Annotated in this window: 19 protein-coding genes; 8 read left to right on the top strand and 11 right to left on the bottom strand. The window is 63.8% G+C overall.

Features of this window, described 5'->3' with window-relative positions; translation table 11 throughout:
* Nucleotides 1-127 precede the first annotated feature (127 nt).
* On the top strand, nucleotides 128-451 hold the full coding sequence (locus P6U25_RS17805) for a hypothetical protein (protein ID WP_407146062.1): 324 nt from the start codon (nucleotides 128-130) through the stop codon (nucleotides 449-451).
* Between the two features lie 640 nt (nucleotides 452-1,091).
* On the opposite strand, the gene P6U25_RS17800 is transcribed toward P6U25_RS17805, so the two are convergent.
* The 3 genes from P6U25_RS17800 to P6U25_RS17790 form a co-directional block, all read right to left on the bottom strand.
* On the bottom strand, nucleotides 1,092-1,967 hold the full coding sequence (locus P6U25_RS17800) for a PCC domain-containing protein (protein ID WP_407146061.1): 876 nt from the start codon (nucleotides 1,965-1,967) through the stop codon (nucleotides 1,092-1,094).
* 4 nt (nucleotides 1,968-1,971) lie between these two features.
* The gene (locus P6U25_RS17795; RefSeq protein WP_407146060.1) at nucleotides 1,972-3,609 is read right to left on the bottom strand and encodes an acyl-CoA synthetase; all 1,638 of its coding nucleotides are present in this window, start codon (nucleotides 3,607-3,609) and stop codon (nucleotides 1,972-1,974) included.
* Between the two features lie 255 nt (nucleotides 3,610-3,864).
* Nucleotides 3,865-4,266: an SPW repeat protein gene (locus tag P6U25_RS17790; protein WP_407146059.1), complete on the bottom strand. Its 402-nt coding sequence runs from the start codon at nucleotides 4,264-4,266 to the stop codon at nucleotides 3,865-3,867.
* A gap of 256 nt (nucleotides 4,267-4,522) precedes the next feature.
* Here P6U25_RS17790 and P6U25_RS17785 point away from each other — a divergent pair, with 256 nt between their 5' ends.
* The gene (locus tag P6U25_RS17785; protein ID WP_407146058.1) at nucleotides 4,523-4,795 is read left to right on the top strand and encodes a GNAT family N-acetyltransferase; all 273 of its coding nucleotides are present in this window, start codon (nucleotides 4,523-4,525) and stop codon (nucleotides 4,793-4,795) included.
* 11 nt (nucleotides 4,796-4,806) lie between these two features.
* Here P6U25_RS17785 and P6U25_RS17780 read toward each other — a convergent pair whose 3' ends face one another.
* Both P6U25_RS17780 and P6U25_RS17775 read right to left on the bottom strand, forming a co-directional pair.
* Nucleotides 4,807-5,598, bottom strand: coding sequence for a fumarylacetoacetate hydrolase family protein (locus P6U25_RS17780; RefSeq protein WP_407146057.1), 792 nt, complete (start codon nucleotides 5,596-5,598; stop codon nucleotides 4,807-4,809).
* Nucleotides 5,599-5,697: 99 nt separating this feature from the next.
* On the bottom strand, nucleotides 5,698-6,117 hold the full coding sequence (locus tag P6U25_RS17775; protein WP_407146056.1) for a DUF3597 domain-containing protein: 420 nt from the start codon (nucleotides 6,115-6,117) through the stop codon (nucleotides 5,698-5,700).
* A gap of 295 nt (nucleotides 6,118-6,412) precedes the next feature.
* Here P6U25_RS17775 and P6U25_RS17770 point away from each other — a divergent pair, with 295 nt between their 5' ends.
* Complete coding sequence (locus P6U25_RS17770) at nucleotides 6,413-7,324, top strand: DUF2189 domain-containing protein (protein ID WP_407146055.1); 912 nt, start codon at nucleotides 6,413-6,415, stop codon at nucleotides 7,322-7,324.
* A gap of 245 nt (nucleotides 7,325-7,569) precedes the next feature.
* On the top strand, nucleotides 7,570-8,385 hold the full coding sequence (locus P6U25_RS17765; protein ID WP_407146054.1) for a lytic transglycosylase domain-containing protein: 816 nt from the start codon (nucleotides 7,570-7,572) through the stop codon (nucleotides 8,383-8,385).
* Nucleotides 8,386-8,441: 56 nt separating this feature from the next.
* On the opposite strand, the gene P6U25_RS17760 is transcribed toward P6U25_RS17765, so the two are convergent.
* Nucleotides 8,442-8,675 (bottom strand): hypothetical protein, encoded by a 234-nt coding sequence (locus P6U25_RS17760; RefSeq protein ID WP_407146053.1) that lies wholly within the window; start codon nucleotides 8,673-8,675, stop codon nucleotides 8,442-8,444.
* Between the two features lie 859 nt (nucleotides 8,676-9,534).
* Between P6U25_RS17760 and P6U25_RS17755 the strand changes: the two genes are divergently transcribed.
* The 4 genes from P6U25_RS17755 to P6U25_RS17740 all read left to right on the top strand — a co-directional run bounded on the left by P6U25_RS17755 (nucleotide 9,535) and on the right by P6U25_RS17740 (nucleotide 12,703).
* Nucleotides 9,535-9,687 (top strand): DUF1127 domain-containing protein, encoded by a 153-nt coding sequence (locus P6U25_RS17755; protein ID WP_016846063.1) that lies wholly within the window; start codon nucleotides 9,535-9,537, stop codon nucleotides 9,685-9,687.
* Nucleotides 9,688-9,797: 110 nt separating this feature from the next.
* On the top strand, nucleotides 9,798-11,228 hold the full coding sequence (gene trmFO, locus P6U25_RS17750) for a methylenetetrahydrofolate--tRNA-(uracil(54)-C(5))-methyltransferase (FADH(2)-oxidizing) TrmFO (protein ID WP_407146052.1): 1,431 nt from the start codon (nucleotides 9,798-9,800) through the stop codon (nucleotides 11,226-11,228).
* 5 nt (nucleotides 11,229-11,233) lie between these two features.
* Nucleotides 11,234-12,337, top strand: a complete 1,104-nt coding sequence (locus tag P6U25_RS17745) for a serine/threonine protein kinase (RefSeq protein ID WP_407152404.1) — start codon at nucleotides 11,234-11,236, stop codon at nucleotides 12,335-12,337.
* An 81-nt stretch (nucleotides 12,338-12,418) separates the two neighbouring features.
* Nucleotides 12,419-12,703 (top strand): DUF1488 family protein, encoded by a 285-nt coding sequence (locus tag P6U25_RS17740; RefSeq protein ID WP_407152403.1) that lies wholly within the window; start codon nucleotides 12,419-12,421, stop codon nucleotides 12,701-12,703.
* Here the strand turns inward: P6U25_RS17740 and P6U25_RS17735 are convergent.
* The 5 genes from P6U25_RS17735 to yajC are packed head-to-tail and all read right to left on the bottom strand — an operon-like array spanning nucleotide 12,700 to nucleotide 16,985.
* Nucleotides 12,700-13,563, bottom strand: a complete 864-nt coding sequence (locus P6U25_RS17735; protein WP_407152402.1) for a phytoene/squalene synthase family protein — start codon at nucleotides 13,561-13,563, stop codon at nucleotides 12,700-12,702. The genes P6U25_RS17740 and P6U25_RS17735 overlap by 4 nt on opposite strands.
* A complete protein-coding gene (locus tag P6U25_RS17730; protein ID WP_407152401.1) occupies nucleotides 13,560-13,943 on the bottom strand; it encodes an Mth938-like domain-containing protein in 384 nt (127 codons plus the stop codon). Before P6U25_RS17730 ends, P6U25_RS17735 begins: the two co-directional genes overlap by 4 nt.
* Nucleotides 13,944-13,949: 6 nt before the next feature.
* On the bottom strand, nucleotides 13,950-14,975 hold the full coding sequence (secF, locus tag P6U25_RS17725) for a protein translocase subunit SecF (protein ID WP_407152400.1): 1,026 nt from the start codon (nucleotides 14,973-14,975) through the stop codon (nucleotides 13,950-13,952).
* 10 nt (nucleotides 14,976-14,985) lie between these two features.
* Nucleotides 14,986-16,587 (bottom strand): protein translocase subunit SecD, encoded by a 1,602-nt coding sequence (gene secD, locus P6U25_RS17720; protein ID WP_407152399.1) that lies wholly within the window; start codon nucleotides 16,585-16,587, stop codon nucleotides 14,986-14,988.
* Between the two features lie 38 nt (nucleotides 16,588-16,625).
* On the bottom strand, nucleotides 16,626-16,985 hold the full coding sequence (yajC, locus tag P6U25_RS17715) for a preprotein translocase subunit YajC (protein WP_407152398.1): 360 nt from the start codon (nucleotides 16,983-16,985) through the stop codon (nucleotides 16,626-16,628).
* Nucleotide 16,986: the final 1 nt, after the last annotated feature.

Raw genomic sequence — 16,986 nt, 5'->3', positions numbered from 1 at the left:
AATGTCGCGGACCCACAATGCCGCGAGGCCAACACAATGTCGCGGGCCAGATGCCAGTCGAGACCAACATCTTCGCCGTTTAGCGCCTCGCCCCGAAGTCGCCCGCAAACCGCATTAGCCTGACGCCATGCCCAGCTCGGCCTACGCCCTCTTCCGCAAAGCGATCCTCACCGAGCAACAGGTCGTCTGCCGCTACGACGGCCGGCCGCGCGAGCTCTGCCCGCACATCATCGGGCACAACAAGAGCGGTCAAGAGGTCGTGCTGGCCTGGCAGTTCGCGGGCCAGAGTTCTGGCCCACTGCCGCAATGGCGCTGCCTGCGGCTTGCTGGCGTCAGCGACATCGGTCTGCGCAAGGGCCGCTGGCACGAAGGCAGTTCGCACAGCACCGAGCAAACCTGCGTCAGCGACATCGACCTCGATATCAACATCCATGTGCGCAAGCTGCGATGATGCGCCCTTGGCACTGAGTTGCCCGACGGGGCAAGCCCCCTTTGCAAAAATATTTCTGTTTTCTGGAAGCGCAAGCCGGTGTATGACTAGCTCGTCTCGCCCGACTGAGGGGCGCTTCGCGATCGTCACGAGTGCTGGGTCGAGATGCGGTGGACGCCGCTTGCGCAACTGACGAGTGCGCATGAGGCGGACGGCGAAGTCGTGCAGGCCTGACGCCCTAGTGGCAGGTGTCCTGTTGCAAGACGCAATTGCGTCTTGCAACGGCGGTGACAACCAAGCCCAGTCTCGCCGGGGCGAGCACGTATAAGCCGTAACCCATCGCGCAGGGAAAGCCGGGATTGCTCCGGTTACACCTGTGGTCCTACCCCCGGTGCTACTTTTATTGCACCGGGCCCATGGGTGCGATCGGCACCCGGCTTTCCCTGCGCCCTCTCTTCACGAGAGCGCGGAACGAGATGCAAAGCTCGGACAATTCATGTCGCGAGAACGTGGACGCACATCTCAGTCGTCATGGCCCGCGCAGGCGGGCCATCCAGTACGCCGCGGCGTCTCGGCTCACGCACCGCCGTCTCTGGAATACTGGATCACCCGCATGCACGGGTGATGACAACGCAGGTTATGCCAAGGCGTGCCCCGCCCCCTACGGCTGCTCCGCCTCCTGCAGCACCTCGAGCACCAGCTCCATCGTCATCAGCACCGGATTGTCGCCGCGCACCAGGTGGCCCTCCGCGATGCCGCCGAGATAGTCGACCAGCGCGACGTCGAGCTCGGCGTTCCATTGACCATCGGAATCGGTTGCGATGTCACCCGCGGTTACCGCAAGCTCGGTCGCAAACGGCACCACGCTGTGTCCGTCGGTGAAGATGGCACCGATGGTCGAGCCGACACCGCCGTGCAGGCGGGCGCGCAGAACGCCGTGCTGATGGCAGAAGCCCTCGAGCGCACAAGCGAAATCCTGGTTCGGCCGCAGCCGCAGCGCGAAGGCATGGCTGGTGGTCTTCGCGCCGGTCGGCGCAGTGGCGACGGGCCCGAACAGCTTGAAGTTGGTCTCGCTGTCGGGCTCGGCCACGAAGGTCGCACCGTCGATCCCGAAGGCGCTGACCTCGAAAGGCTCGGCGACCACGGTCTCATCCGGCAGCATGTGGCCGCCGTTGAAACGGCCATCGGCCTCGGTCCACAGGCCGTGGCAGTGAAAGAACGGCGCGCCATCGCGCACGCCGAAGGTCAGCGCCGCGAGCTTGAGCCGCGTCACGCCGTCGGGACGGAACGTGTCGCTGTAGAATGCTGCGTTGGCGCCGTCTTTGGACAGCGCCGGCATCACATAGGCAAACGGTCCGAGCGCTCCGCCTGTCGCGTTGAGCACGCCGCTCGAAAACCCCTCCGCCGCAAAGCCGCGGCGCACCGCCTCGAGCAGGGGGATGCCGGCTGCAAGCGTGAATGAAAAGGCGCGGCCGCGCGCGGCGACCCACTGGATGCGCTCTAGCGACGGAGCGCCGGGCTGGACGATGCTGCGCATCGCGCTAGCCGCCCGGCGACTTGGCGATCGCCTCGAGTAGCCCGCGCTCCTCGAGTTCGTCGCGGATCAGCCGCTTCGGCACCTTGCCGTAGCCGGACTTCGGCAGCGCCTCCCAGAAGAAGAACCGCTTCGGCATCTTGTAGCGCGGCACCTTCGGCGCGAGATAGGCCGCCAGCTCCGCCTCGCCGACGGCATCGCTGCCTTCGCGCGCGACGCAGACGGCAACGCCGACCTCGCCCCAGAAGGGATCGGGCACACCAAGCACGGCGACCTCACCCACCGCCGGATGAGTCAGGATCTTCTCCTCGATCTCGCGCGGATAGATGTTGGAGCCGCCGGAGATGTACATGTCGGAGGCGCGGCCGGTGATGTAGACGAAGCCCTCCTCGTCCATGTGGCCGAGATCTCCGGTGCGGAACCAGCCGTCGCGAAACGCCTTGGCATTGGCCTCGGGGTTATCATAGTAGCCGGCGAACACGCCGGGACCGATCACGCAGATCTCGCCGGTCTCGAAGGCTTTCAGCTCGCGCCCGTCGTCGCCCTGGATCGAGACCTGCATGCCGGTGCGCTCGAAGCCGCAGGTGCCGATCCGCGCATGCGGTCCGTCCTCGGGATCGTGCAGTGCGGGCGGCAGCACCGTGATGTTGCCGGTGACCTCGCCGAGGCCGAAATACTGCACCAGCACGCCGCCGAGCTTGCTCAACGCGGCCTTCTGGTCCTCGCGATACATCGGCGCGCCGGCGTAGATGATGTAGCGCAGCGAGGAATGATCGTGCTGGTCGACCGCGGGATGCTCGACCATCATCTTCAGGATGGTCGGCACCGTGAACATGTTGCTGACGCGATGCTTGGCGATCAGCCGGAACGCCTCCGCGATGTCGAACTTCTCCGACGGCAGCAGGATGGTCGGCACACCGCGCGCGGTCTGCACCAGTTGATGCACGCCGGCACCGTGCGACAGCGGCGCCACCACCAGCGAAGCGTCGTCCTCAGTGGTGCCGGGCATCAGGTCGGCGAGATGGTTGGTGATCACGAAGGCCATCTGGCCATGGGTCAGCACCGCGGCCTTGGAGCGGCCCGTGGTGCCGGAGGTGAAGAAGAACCAGCAGGGATCGTCGTATTCGACCGCAACGTTCTCGACCTCGGCTCCCGCATGCTTGGCGATGACGTCGCCGACGGTGGCCTCGCCGAACGTGCCCTCTTCGCCGATCCGCCAGGTGAATTCGAGCGCCGGATTGGCGGCCGCTCTGGCGTGCTCCGGGAAGTCGCCGTGGCAGAGAAACGCTTTCGCGCCGGAGGCCGCGGCGAGATAGGCGACCTCGTCCAGCATCAGGCGGAAATTGGTCGGCACCCAGACCGCGCCGAGCCGGAACGCCGCGAACATCGACCAGAACATCTCGTCGCAGTTCTTGGAATGCACCAGGATGCGGTCGCCCTTGACAATGCCGCGTGCGGCGAGCGCCGCCGCCAGTGCCGAGACGGTTTGGTCGATGTGGCGCCAGGTCCAGGTCTTCTCGTTCCAGATGAAGCCCGGGCGGTCGCCGTGACGGCGGGCGTTCTGGGTCAGGATGTAGGCGAGGTTCATCACCCGGCGCGACACCCGCGCGATCCCGCCGCGCGGCGCGGTAGCCGTCCCGCTCATTGCCGCCCCGCCGACACGCGCAACATCAGGGGCATGGTCAGGACAATCATGGTGTGTTTCCTCGGTCAGAACCGGGCGTCTTCAAGCGCCGCAAGGGATGGGTGCGATCCGGTTTATCGTCAAGCCGCGGGCTTGGGCAAGGCCCGCATGATGCGGCCTCGCTGCGGTACCATGATCGCGGCCCGTCACTGCGGGAGCCGCGCATGCCTGGCGGCCGACGCCATCATAGGCCGCCGCCGGTCCAAGCCGGCGCTACTACTGCGGATGCTTGGCCAGCTCCTGCTCGCTCAGGTTCCAGTCCTGCCAGAGCTGCCACGCACCGACAACGGCGACGAGCGCGCCAAGCACGATGTGCCAGAGCTGCAGCGCTTGATCCGAGGCGTAGCCAAACACAAAGGGCGACACGATCAGCCAGAGCCCAAGCAGCACGCTACCCACCTCCTCCCAGCGATGCAGCGCGACATATTCGAGCTGGGCAAGGCCCAATACCAGCATGCCCACCACGAAACTGTTGAGCACGAGGTGGCTGCGTTCGAGATCGACAGTGTCGTTCACCTGAACCGGAAACCAGGGCGACACCATGATCAGCACGCCGAGCAGCATGCCGAACCAGTCCTCCCAGGCATGGTGTGTCTTGAAGAAACGATTGTCCGACATGACGGTCCTCCTCCCGAACAGAGGCATACGTCGGCGGCCGGCACTTCTGCTTGCCAAACCATCAACCGGCCGCAGCGGCGGCGTATGTCTGACGACAAGCGTAATCGAACCGCATTCCCCCGCAAGACCCTCTGTGTGCGCTGCGAAAGACCGCCGCGAAGACCAGCGCAACTCGCCTGGTCAAAACCCGACGCGCCTTTGCGCCGACGGGGTCACGCGCCTAGAACAGGCAGAGTGAATCAATCAGGATATTGCGATGGCTGCCGTCCGCGACAACAAGGCCCAACAGCGCTTCGAACTCGACACCGAGGGCGGCATCGCCTTTGCGAATTACCGGCTGACGTCGTCAACCGTGATCATCACCCATACCGAAACACCGCGCGCCCTGCGTGGCCGCGGCATCGCATCGGAGCTGGTCAAGGGAGCACTGGAGTTGATCCGCGCCGACGGCCACAAGGTGATCGCCGGCTGCGGCTTCGTGGTGGACTACCTGCGCAACCATCCGGAATACGCGGATCTTATGGGCTGACGCCCTGTCCGTCAGACAATCCGGATCGACATGTCCGGCAAGCCCTCGAGCTTGCAGAGCAGCACATCGCCCTTGACCACAGGACCGACATTCTCCGGCGTGCCGGAATAGATGATGTCGCCGGCCTTGAGCTCGAACGCCTCGGAGAGTTTTGCGATCTGCTCGGCGACGCTCCAGATCATGTTCTTCAGATCCGAGCTCTGCCGCACCGTGCCGTTGACGGCGAGCGAGATCGCGCCCTTGGTGAAATGACCGGTCTTATCAGACGGATGAATCGGTCCGAGCACGGCGGCGTGGTCGAAGCTCTTGCCGATCTCCCACGGCTTCTTCTCGGCGGCCATGCCGTTCTGCAAATCGCGCCGCGTCATGTCGAGACCGAGTGCGTAGCCATAGACATGATCGAGCGCCTTCTCGGCGGGGATGTTGGTGCCGCCGGACTTCAACGCCGCCACCAGTTCGACCTCGTGGTGATAGTTCTTGGTCAGCGACGGATAGGGATGATCGGCGACGGTGCCGATCGCGACATTCTGGATCGCATCGGTCGGCTTCTGGAAGAAGAACGGCGGCTCGCGGGTCGGATCGGAGCCGCGCTCGATGGCATGCGCGGCGTAGTTGCGGCCGATGCAATAGATGCGCCGCACCTGGAAGACCTCAGTCTCGCCGACGATCGGGATCGTCACGGCCGGCACCGCAAACATCGCCTTCGGCGCGGGTTGCGCTTCCGCGGGAACAGCGTGCGCGGCAGCACCCGCCAGCGCCAGAGCGCCGGTCGTCAGCATCGTCCGGCGGTCGAGATCAGTCATGAGCGTTCTCCTTGTTATCGGCCGATCTATAGATGTTCGCCCGTCCATAAAAAAGGGCCCGCACCGGCGCGGGCCCTGGTCGCATCAGCGGTTATCTCGTCAGTGCTTGATGTCCGGAGGCAGCTTGCCGCCATTGGCTGCAAGCTTCGCCATCACCTGCTTGTGCAGCCAGATGTTCATGCTCGCGGAGTCGTTGGTGTCGCCGGTGTAGCCAAGCTCCTTGGCAAGCTCCTTGCGCGCGCCGAGGCTGGAATCGATGTCGAGCGCCTTCATCAGGTCGACGATCGAGGTCCGCCACTCCAGCTTCTCCTTCTTCGCAGCGACCGCCGCGTCGAGGATAGGCGCCACGTCAACCGTCTGCGCGGGTGCGGCACCGGGCGCGGCTGCCGGGGACGAAGACGATGCGCTGGCGGAGGGCGAACCGCCGGCGGGAGCCGTGGTTGTGGCTGCTCCGCCAGCGGGCGCGGCCGTCGCGCTGCTACCGAAGATTGCGCTCATGATTTTTCCGAAAATGCTCATCGTTTGCTCCCACTGGACTTGAGATGGTTTGAAGGTCAGGCGACGCTGAGACGCCCGACCGCGGTCGCACGCCAAGTGTACCGCCCTCTCCATACCTTGCCAATGCGACATTCACTTAAGCGTGAGAGCGTGCTTTCGATCCGGTTTGGGAGTACCTTGGTTGTTCAGTTCGCGACATGGCCAGGTCCCTGCTCCGTCTTTCGCGTCTGGCCTGCTCGTGAACGCTTTGAGAGGCGGCACGTTGGTGCCCGTATGGCGGGCGCAGAATGCGGCCGTCCAGAGGGAGACAACGACCATGGCCACTCCATATCAAGGCAATGTCAGATCGATGACGCAGAGCGGAGAAGGTGCCGCGTCTGCGCCGGTTATCCGCACGATCGGCCTTTCCGATTTGCATCAAGCGCTGCGTCTCGGATGGGAGGACTTCAAGGCGATCCCCAGCCACGCCATTGTGCTGTGCCTGATCTATCCCGTGCTCGGCCTCGTGCTCGCGCGCACGGTGCACGGTTATGCCGTGCTGCCCCTGCTGTTTCCGTTGGCCGCGGGCTTCGCCCTGCTCGGCCCGTTTGCCGCGATCGGCCTCTACGAGTTGAGCCGCCGCCGAGAGAACGGCGAGGCAGCGACCGCGTGGGACGCCTTGGAGGTGTTCCGCTCGCCGTCCTTCGGCGCGATGCTCGGGGTCGGAACGTTGCTGTTCGCGCTGTTCGTGACCTGGATCGCGATTGCGCAGGCGATCTACACCGCGGCCTTCGGCTACCAGATTGCCGCCGACATTCCGGATTTTGCGGCGCGTGTCCTGACCACACCGCAAGGCTGGTGGCTCATCGTGGTCGGCTGCGGCGTCGGGTTCCTGTTCGCGCTGGTCGCGCTTTGCATCAGCGTGGTCGCATTTCCGATGCTGCTCGATCGCCATGCAACCGCCGGCGAAGCGATGGCAACGTCGATGCGCGTCGTTGCACGGAATCCGGTGCCGATGGCGGTCTGGGGCCTCATCGTTGCAGTGTTGCTGGTGCTCGGCACGATCCCGTTCTTCCTCGGCCTTGCCGTCGTGATTCCGTTGCTGGGTCACGCCACCTGGCATCTCTATCGGGAAGTGATCGTGAAGGACCCGAATGCGCGGCCGGTCATTCCGGAGCCGCGCGAGCGCAAACCGGCCGCCGATTTCCCGGCCAATTTGTTCCCATGGCGGCGAAGCGATCGGAGCTGAACGCCCGCTGCGACCGTGCAACGCTAAATGCAACCGACCGCCGGCCGATCTTCGACCGGCGGTTTGCCATCCTGTGCAGCGCGATCCGGCCGTCAACGGGACGTGAAGCTGGCGCGGTATTTGCACCCCATCTGACATCGGACAGGTTGCTCACAAGCCTTGTTTTAGCCGCTGTTGCCGAGAACATACGCGGCGTTTTTTTAATACTGTGCCGTTAAGATCGTCGTCCCGGAGTGAATGGTCATATGAGCTCTCGTCTTTCCTATCGCGCACTTGCCGTCGGCGCGTGGCTGCTGGCATCGACCGCATCGACGCTCGCTGCCCCCTGCGGCACAGGTACGTTCGAAGCCTGGCTCGACGATTTCAAGAAGGAAGCCGCTGCCAAGGGCATTTCGCAAAACGCGATCCAGGCTGGGCTCAATGGCGTCACCCTCGACAAGGCGATTCTGGCGCGTGATCACTCGCAGCAGGTGTTCAGCCAAACTTTCGAACAGTTCTCGGGGCGCATGGTCCCGCCGCGCCTCACCCGCGGCTCCGACAAGATGAAGCAATACGGCTCGGTGCTCTCGCGGATCGAAGAGGCCTATGGTGTACCGGGCGAGATCCTAGTCGCGATCTGGGGGCTGGAGACCGATTTCGGCGTCAACACCGGCAAGTTTCCGACCATGCGATCGCTGGCGACGCTGGCCTATGACTGCCGCCGCTCCGACATGTTCAAGGCCGAGATGATGGATGCCTTGCGCATCATCGAGCGCGGCGACCTTGCGCCGCAGGAGATGCGCGGCGCTTGGGCGGGCGAGATCGGGCAGACCCAGTTCATGCCGTCGTCGTACATCAAATTCGCGGTCGACTTTGACGGCAACGGCAAGCGCGACCTGCTGCATAACGTGCCCGATGTCCTGGCATCGACCGCAAATTTCCTGAAGAGCTACGGTTGGAAGAAGGGCAAGGGCTGGGAGCCCGGCAGCGAGAACTTCGCGGTGATCCAGCAGTGGAACAAGAGCGAGGTCTACGCCAAGACCATTGGCTATTTCGCCACACAACTCGCCCACGCCCCCTAGAATCGTAAAAGGCCGGCTGCCCCAGGCAACCGGCCCTGGTCGCAATGTACAAAAGCTTACTTCGCCATGCTGGCGTGCGCGGCCTTGCCGAGGTGCGCGCTGCAGGCACCCATCTTGCCGTTCAGCATCGCGTCCTGAGCGAGCGAGATTTCCTTCTCCGCCATAAACTTGACTTCAGTGTCGGCCATAGCCTCGACCGCAGACTCGGTCTTGGTCAGGTTAGGGCCACTGCAGCCGACGCCCATTTTGGCGGCGTGCGCGGGAACGACAGCGTAAGCAACGGCAGCCATTGTAGCTGCGCCGATCATTGTTCTGATCATGGGAATTATCCATTTTGTTCGTAGGCAGACGCCCGCGTGATTGCGGAATCTGCGGAACGATTATTCGCTGTCCCCCGCAGCGCTCAGAATGAACTTCGCGCGATGCGAATGTGATCGACGCTGAGCGCAACTCCAGCATGCGTTGCGCCGCATTTTCGTTACGGGTCGGTAAGGAAGGCCGCCGCGATCACATTCGCTGTGACGCCGCTTTGATCGAGCGGCAAAGTAAAGCGCAGTTGCCGCAGTCGGCACGACGTCCAGAGGATACAATGCCCCGCTCTGAACTCGGCAAGACAACCGCTGCGTCCTCGTGACATAGCTTTCGCCGGCGGCCCTCAAGAATCGGATTCCTATCGAAACTGATTCCATCTGCCGGTGGTGGGGAGGGAGCCCCACCGGTCAACGCGACCAATTGCCGCCGGCCGTTCCGTCTCCAGGCAAATATGGCGGTGAACGTATATTCATCTCATGCGCCAAGGCCCGCATGCGAATCGCGCATGGAACACAATCCGCGGCCCTCCTGCACGACCCTCATGTGGGATTGATTTTGCGGTCCCCAGCTACCACTTGAAGAACTGCCGAGAGTCTGTGGGGCCGACGCAAGTTTCTGAACTATAATGCATTCTGAGTGAATGCCGACGTCTTTGGAACCCCGATCGGTGGCCGTCTCAGGCATGATCGGAAGAATTAATCGAGACTTACCGTCGCCATGCATTTTGGGATTAGCTGCATCGCAACATCGGAACTACTGCACTGCAAAATCTCATCTATATTCATTTCAACGATGAGGCTTTGGAAAAGCTGAATCTGAACTACTAGGAGACTACCAATGCTGCTCTCGCTCATCCGCATGATCCAGGCCTTCCGGGATTATCAGCGCAATGTCAGCGAATTGTCCCAGCTCAGCGACCGCGAATTGGCCGATATCGGCCTCGATCGCTCGGACATTCCGCGCGTTGCCGCCGGCACCTACAACGGCTGATTGCTCATCCGCCATCTGATGAACGGATAACGCCCGCTCCTGCAGCGGGCGTTATCGTTTCTAGCTCGGTTTCAGATGCATACGGGATCAAAACGCGCTAACGCTGCGCAATGACTCCGCATCACTCCTCCCAACCCGTGCACATCGTGGGCGCGGGGCTCGCCGGCTCGGAAGCGGCCTGGCAGGTCGCCAACTCGGGCGTCCGCGTCGTGCTGCACGAGATGCGACCGACCCGGATGACCGAGGCTCACCGAACTGACGGCTGCGCCGAACTGGTCTGCTCGAACTCCTTCCGCTCTGACGATGCCGCCAACAACGCGGTCGGGCTGCTGCACGCCGAGATGCGGCGGCTTGGCTCGCTCATCATGCGCGCAGCCGATGCCAACCAGGTCCCCGCCGGTGGCGCACTCGCGGTTGATCGCGAAGGCTTCTCTGCTGCCGTCACCAAGGCGTTAAACGAGCATCCACGAATTGAAATCAGCCGCGAGGAAGTGGCCGGCCTGCCGCCCGCCGACTGGAGCAACGTGATTGTTGCGACCGGCCCCCTCACCTCGGCACCGCTCGCCGATGCAATCAGACAGTTCACGGACGAGAGCGCGCTGGCGTTCTTCGACGCAATCGCGCCGATCGTTTACAAAGATTCCATCGACATGTCGGTGGCTTGGTTCCAGTCGCGCTACGACAAGGTCGGTCCCGGCGGCACGGGCGCCGACTACATCAACTGTCCGATGACGAAGGAGCAGTATGATGCCTTCGTAGCGGCGCTGATCGAGGGCGAAAAGGTCGACTTCAAGGATTGGGAGACCAACACACCCTATTTCGATGGCTGCCTTCCGGTCGAAGTGATGGCCGAGCGCGGTCCCGAAACCCTGCGCCATGGTCCGATGAAGCCGGTGGGACTGACCAATCCGCATAATCCGACCGTGAAGCCGTATGCCATCGTGCAACTGCGGCAAGACAACAAGCTCGGCACGCTTTACAACATCGTTGGCTTCCAGACCAAGCTGAAGCACGGCGCCCAGCAACGCGTGTTCCGAACCATCCCGGGCCTTGAGAAGGCGGAGTTCGCCCGGCTCGGCGGTCTGCACCGCAACACCTTCCTGAACTCACCGAAGCTGCTCGACGCACAATTGCGCCTGCGTGCGCAGCCACGGCTGCGCTTCGCCGGACAGATGACGGGTTGCGAAGGTTACGTCGAGTCGGCAAGCGTCGGCCTGATCGCGGGGCTCTGTGCCGCCGCGGACGCACGCGGCCAATCGCTGACGCCGCCGCCGGCCACCACGGCGCTGGGCGCCCTACTCGGCCACATCACCGGCGGCCATATCGAAACGGTTGAGTCCGGTCCCCGCTCGTTCCAGCCAATGAACATCAATTTCGGTCTGTTCCCTCCGCTTGCCAATCCGCCGACGAAAAAGGCGGACGGTTCTCGGCTGCGCGGCAACGAAAGGACCGTTGCAAAGAAGCAGGCGATCAGCGCCCGGGCGCTCGCCGACCTCGATCACTGGATCGCAGACCACCTGCGCGTTGCGGCGGCGGCCTAGGACCCATGAGCTTGCCGAAAGACGACGCTGCCACCCTGTCGGCGCGATGGAGCCAGGGTGTCCTGCTCAAGCGCGACGTGTTCTCCACGGTCGAACGCGGCCGCTTTCGCGCCGATGGCGGCGAGGTCGACGCTGTGCTGCGCCGGCTCGACCAGGTGCCGTTCTGGTCATTCGGCCTTGCGCTGCATCTGTTTTCGCGCGAGCGCCGCGCGCTGACGCTGGCGCGTGATCTCGACGTCGGTCCAAAGCTTCTGTGGGCCGGCAGACGCGCGTTGGTGCGCGGCTTCATCGATGGCGTCGCGCTGCATCTGGCGAAACCACACGGCGATGCCGCCTATTTTCGTTCCGCCAAAGTAGCTCTGCGCAAGCTGCACCGCGCCGGCATCTGCCACAACGATCTCGCCAAGGAGCAGAACTGGCTGGTCGGCCGCGACGGCCGCGCCTATCTCACCGACTTTCAGCTTGCGGCCTGTTTCAAGACCCGAAGCCGGCTGTTCCGGATCGCGGCTTATGAGGATCTGCGTCATCTGCTGAAACACAAGCGCAGCTACGCGCCGGAGGCCTTGACGCCGATGGAGCGCAAGGTGCTCGCCAAGAAGTCGGCGGTTGCCAGCATCTGGCTCAAGACCGGCAAGAAGGTCTATCAGGCGATCACGCGCGGTCTCTTCAACTTCACCGACCGCGAAGGCGGCGGCCGGCGGCTGGTCAACGACGCCCCCGTGCTGGTGGACCTGATCCGCCGGAACCCCGAGGTGCGCGACACCGCGATCGTCGCCTTTGCCGATCGCCGCGTCGGCGTCGGGCTATATGCCTTCGTCGAGGCGGATCGGTCTGCGTTGGAGAAGACGCTGCGCGGCGAGCTTGCGGCCGCCAAGGGCATCAAGCCGCCCGAGCATATCCAGATCGTGCACGCGCTGCCGCGCGATGCCGCCGGCAAGCCGCGCACCGAAATCCTGCAGCTCGTCGCCATGAATCAGGTCGACCTGATCGAGCCGATGATGAACAGCGACGCCGATCGCGAATTCCTCAAGGACATCCTCGAGCAGCGCAAGAATCTGCGCGACCGCTTCAATTTTGAAGTCGCCGAGATGGACCGACCGTCCGGCTAGAGTATCGCGCACCAGCCCTCGACAAACGCGTCCCGAAGTCCCACTCTTGCAACGGGGCGCCGCGCGCAAGGGACAGGATTAATGCCACTCACTCGTGGCCGTATCGGAGGATATGATTCCGAACGGATGGCGTTCGGATTCACGATGCTGGACGATGGCCAGACTGTCGAATGCCAGATCAGCGACGCTGCGATGGACGAGTTGGCCGACACCAAGGGAACGCCGAGCATCGCACGTCAGGCCCAGTTCCTCACGCTGCGCGACTCCATCGAACGGATCGCATCCGACCTCTACGACAGTGGCTCGATGGTCAAGGGTGGCACGATCCGGATTTTCACCAAGCACATCCGAAAGCCAAAAAGCTAACCGCCGAAATCCTTCGTGCGCGCGGCGCGCCACAATGTCCACAAGACGCGCAGGCGCGACGCCGGCTTCGGAACGAAGGGATCGTTGGCCGCTTGTGCGACCCGGCCAAGGTCGCGGCGGACATACGCGAGCGGCAGGAAGATCGGCCTCACCGCGGGCGGAATATCCGAAAGCAGTGACAAGGCGGTGTCGAGGTGGGTCTGCGCCTCGCGTGCGAATTGACCAACCGCCGCGCTGATTTCCGGCGTCTGCTTGCGCGCAAAGACCGCTTCCATGCTGCCACCATGCTCCTGAAGGAGTTGCAGCGGCAGGAAGAGCTGATGCCGTGCGGCATCCCGCGGCAACGCCGCGACCACCTGCGCCATTCCCTGCGCCAGACCGGCATGACGCGCCAAGTGGTCGATCTCCTCCGAAGGCCGCGCCATCACGCGCGCGGCGAGCGAGAACAACGCTGATGCCGTATCCGCAAGGTAACCCTCGAGCGCGGCCATCGACGGCATCGGATCGTTGTAGAGGTCGAACTGGTGCGCCTCGACCAGGCGCGACAAGGCCGAGACCGGCAAGCGATGCTTGCGGATCGCTTGCAAGAGTTCCGCCGCGACCGGATTGCCTTCGACGCCGCCATGCGCTGTTCCGCCCAGCATGTCGGTCCACCATTGCAGCCGTATCTCGCCGGGCAGCGGCTGGCTCACGTGCTCATGAACGCGGGAAACCTCGGCGTTGAAGGCATAGATTGCGAGCAGCGCCCGGCGCTCCGCCGCAGGCACGAACAGGGTCGAGGCATAGCGGACGAAATCATGGCTCCGCACCAGATCGGCGCAGAAGGCCGCGCCGTCGATCGGCGCCTCCGTCACGCTCATGGCACCGCGATCAGCGCTGCCGCCACACGCCGCCGCTCGCCCAGCATGATGTTGTAGGTGCGGATCGCGGGCCCCGTCTGCATCGGGTCGAGCACCACTCGCACTGCACGCAAGGCCTCGCGCAAGCCCTTCGGCGGCACCCAGACTTCATTGCCACTGCCGACGATCAGCGTGTCGATCGCATTCGCCGCCGCGAACACCTGGGCCAGCGAATATTGGTCGATCTGCTGCGGACTGGTCACCGGCCAGGCCCAGATCCCATCGGGCAGGCACAGCAGCGAGCCGCGGTGCGACATGTCGGCGAATGCGAAGCCGCCCTTGCCGTAGGCTTCGATCGGCGCCGGCCTCGGAAGATGCGGAGCGTCCGAGGGATTGGCCATGATCGGTTACTTCTTGGCTGCCGCGTCCGGCTTTTTGGCCGGCGCATCCTGCGCTTCGCCCCGCGTGGTGTGAACACCGAGATAGATCAGGATCGGCGCCGCGATGAAGATCGAGGTGTAGGTACCAACCAGCACCACGCCGAACATCATCACCGCGGTGAAGCTGTGGATCGCCTGGCCGCCGAACAGCAGCAGCGCGAGCAGCGCCAGGGTCACCGTGACGTGGGTGACAATGGAGCGCGACAGCGTCGAGTTGATCGATTCATTGAGAAGCTGCGGCATCGGCATCTTCTTGTAGCGCCGCAGCATTTCACGGATACGGTCGTAGATGACGACGGTGTCGTTGAGCGAATAGCCGAGAATGGTCAGCAGCGCCGCAATACTAGTGAGGTCGAAGTCGACCTGCGAGATCGACATGAAGCCGACCGTCAGCACGATGTCGTGGACGTTGGCGATCATCGCGCCGAGCGCGAACTGCCATTCGAAGCGGAACCAGAGATAGATCAGGATGCCCAGAATGGCGAACATGAGGCCGAGCATGCCGTAGGCAAGCAGCTCGCCGGAAACGCGCGGCCCGACCACTTCGACGCGGCGATAGTCGACGGAATCGCCGAGCGCGGTTCTGACCTTCTGGACGGCCTCCTGCTGTGCGGCATCGCCACCGGGCTGTTCGGCGACGCGGATCAGAACTTCGGCCGGACCGCCGAACTGCTGCAACTGGACCTCGCCGAGGCCGAGGCTGCTTAAGGTCGTGCGCATCGCGGCGATGTCGGCAGTGCCGGACTTGGCCTGCACTTCCAAGAGCGTACCGCCCTTGAAGTCGATGCCGAAATTCAGGCCGTGGGTGAAGAACAACGTGATCGCGACGATCGAAAGCAGCGCCGAGATCGGGAAGCTGATGCGACGGAAGCGCGTGAAGTCGAAATGCGTATCGTCGGGCACGATGCGCAGCGACGGCAGCAGGCCGAGCGCCGAGACGACGGTGAGCACGGCAATCAGGACACCAAGGCCGATGAGAACGTAGTGGGTCACAATAGGCCTCTCAAATCGGCACGGTTTGCGGCCGCTTCCATCGCACCCACCAGGCGACGATCAGGCGCGTCAGGGTGAAGGCGGTGAACACCGTGGTAATGATGCCGATGCCGAGCGTCACGGCAAAGCCGCGCACCGGTCCGGTACCGATATAGAACAGCACCGCGGCCGCGATGAAGGTGGTGATGTTGGAATCGAGGATGGTCGCGAGCGCCCGCTTGAAGCCGGCGTCGATCGCCGAGATCGCATTGCGCCCGCCCCGCAGCTCCTCGCGGATACGCTCGTAGATCAGCACGTTGGAGTCGACCGCGATACCGACGGTCAACACGATGCCGGCGATGCCGGGCAGTGTCAGCGTGGCGTTGAGCAGCGACAGCAGACCGAAGATCATGGCGACGTTGACCGCAACGGCGATGTTGGCGAACACGCCGAACAGTCGATACGTCAGCAGCATGAACACAATGACCAGGATCGAGCCGACATAGGCCGCAAGCTCGCCCTTCTCGATCGAATCCTGACCGAGGCCGGGACCGACGGTGCGCTCCTCCATCACGGCGAGCGGCGCCGGCAGCGCGCCGGCGCGCATCAGGATCGCCAGATCATTGGCCGACTGCACGGTGAAGTTGCCGGAAATCTGCCCGGAGCCGCCGGTGATCGGCTCGCGGATGACCGGAGCGGAGATCACCTTGTTGTCGAGCACAATGGCGAAGGGCTGACCGACATTCTCGCTCGTCGCCTGGGCGAATTTGCGCGCACCTGACGAGTTGAACCGGAAGCTGACGATCGGCTCGCCGGTGCGCTGGTCGAAGCCAGGCTGCGCATCAGACAATTCGGCGCCCGAGACCAGGACCTGCTTCTTCACGACATACGGCACGGGAGGCGGCGACGCGCTCATCAGCAACTCGGACTCGGGCGGCACCCGGCCCGCCTGGGCCTGGTCCGGCGAGACCGATGTATCGACCATGCGGAATTCCATCTTCGCCGTCTTGCCGAGCAACTCCTTCAGTCGCGTCGGGTCTTGCAGGCCCGGCACCTGCACCAGGATGCGGTCGGTGCCCTGGCGCTGGATCACCGGCTCGACGGTGCCGAGCTCGTTGACGCGGCGTTCGACGATCTGGATCGACTGCTCGATGGTCTGGCGGATGCGCTCGGTAATGGCCGCCTGCGGCACCGTGAGGCGGATCAGGCCGCCGCCGGCGTCCGAGACCTCGAGGCTGCGCTGACCGCTCGAGCCGAGCAAGCCGCCGAGCGGCTGCGACAACTCGCGAAGCTTCGACAGCGCTGTCGCCTGCTCGTTGTCACGGGAGATGCGGACCTCGACTGCATCATTGCGCGAATTCAGTCCGGTGTAGCCGATCTTGGCTTCACGCAGCACCCGCCGCACGTCGTCGCGGACCTGGTCGAGCTTCTCTTTCTTGACGTAGTTGGAATCGACCTCGAGCAATAGGTATGAGCCGCCCTGCAAGTCGAGGCCGAGCACGAGGCGACGCTGCGCCCATGCGGGCCAGCTTTTGACCTGCGCTTCCGGGAAGAAGTTCGGCACCGCGCACAGGCAAACCACCAGCGCTGTCAGGATGATCGCCAGCGCCTTCCACCGGGTGAAATACAACATCGACTTGTTCCGTCAGAGTCCAAACAGCGGCGCGGCAATCAGCTCGCGGACGCCTCGTCCTTGGTGTCGCCCTTCGCCGGCTCACCCTTGGAGCGCACGCCGGAGATCATCTGGCGCATCTGCCGCACGCGGACACCATCCGAAATCTCGAATTCGATCTGGTCGTCGTCGACCACCTTGGTGACCTTGCCGACGAGGCCGCCCGAGGTCACCACCGTATCACCGCGGCGGATGTTCTTCACCAGGTCGGCGTGGTCGCGGACCTTCTTCTGCTGCGGACGGAGAATCAGGAAGTACATGATGACGAAGATCAGTGCGAATGGCAGCAGCGACATCAACATGCTGTTGGTATCGCCACCGGCTCCGGCAGCCTGGGCAAAGGCAGGAGTAATCAGCATT

Origin of the sequence: Bradyrhizobium sp. ORS 86 (genome assembly GCF_045571475.1) — a bacterium.
GTDB lineage: Bacteria > Pseudomonadota > Alphaproteobacteria > Rhizobiales > Xanthobacteraceae > Bradyrhizobium.
This window is presented reverse-complemented; position numbering and strand designations above follow the sequence as displayed.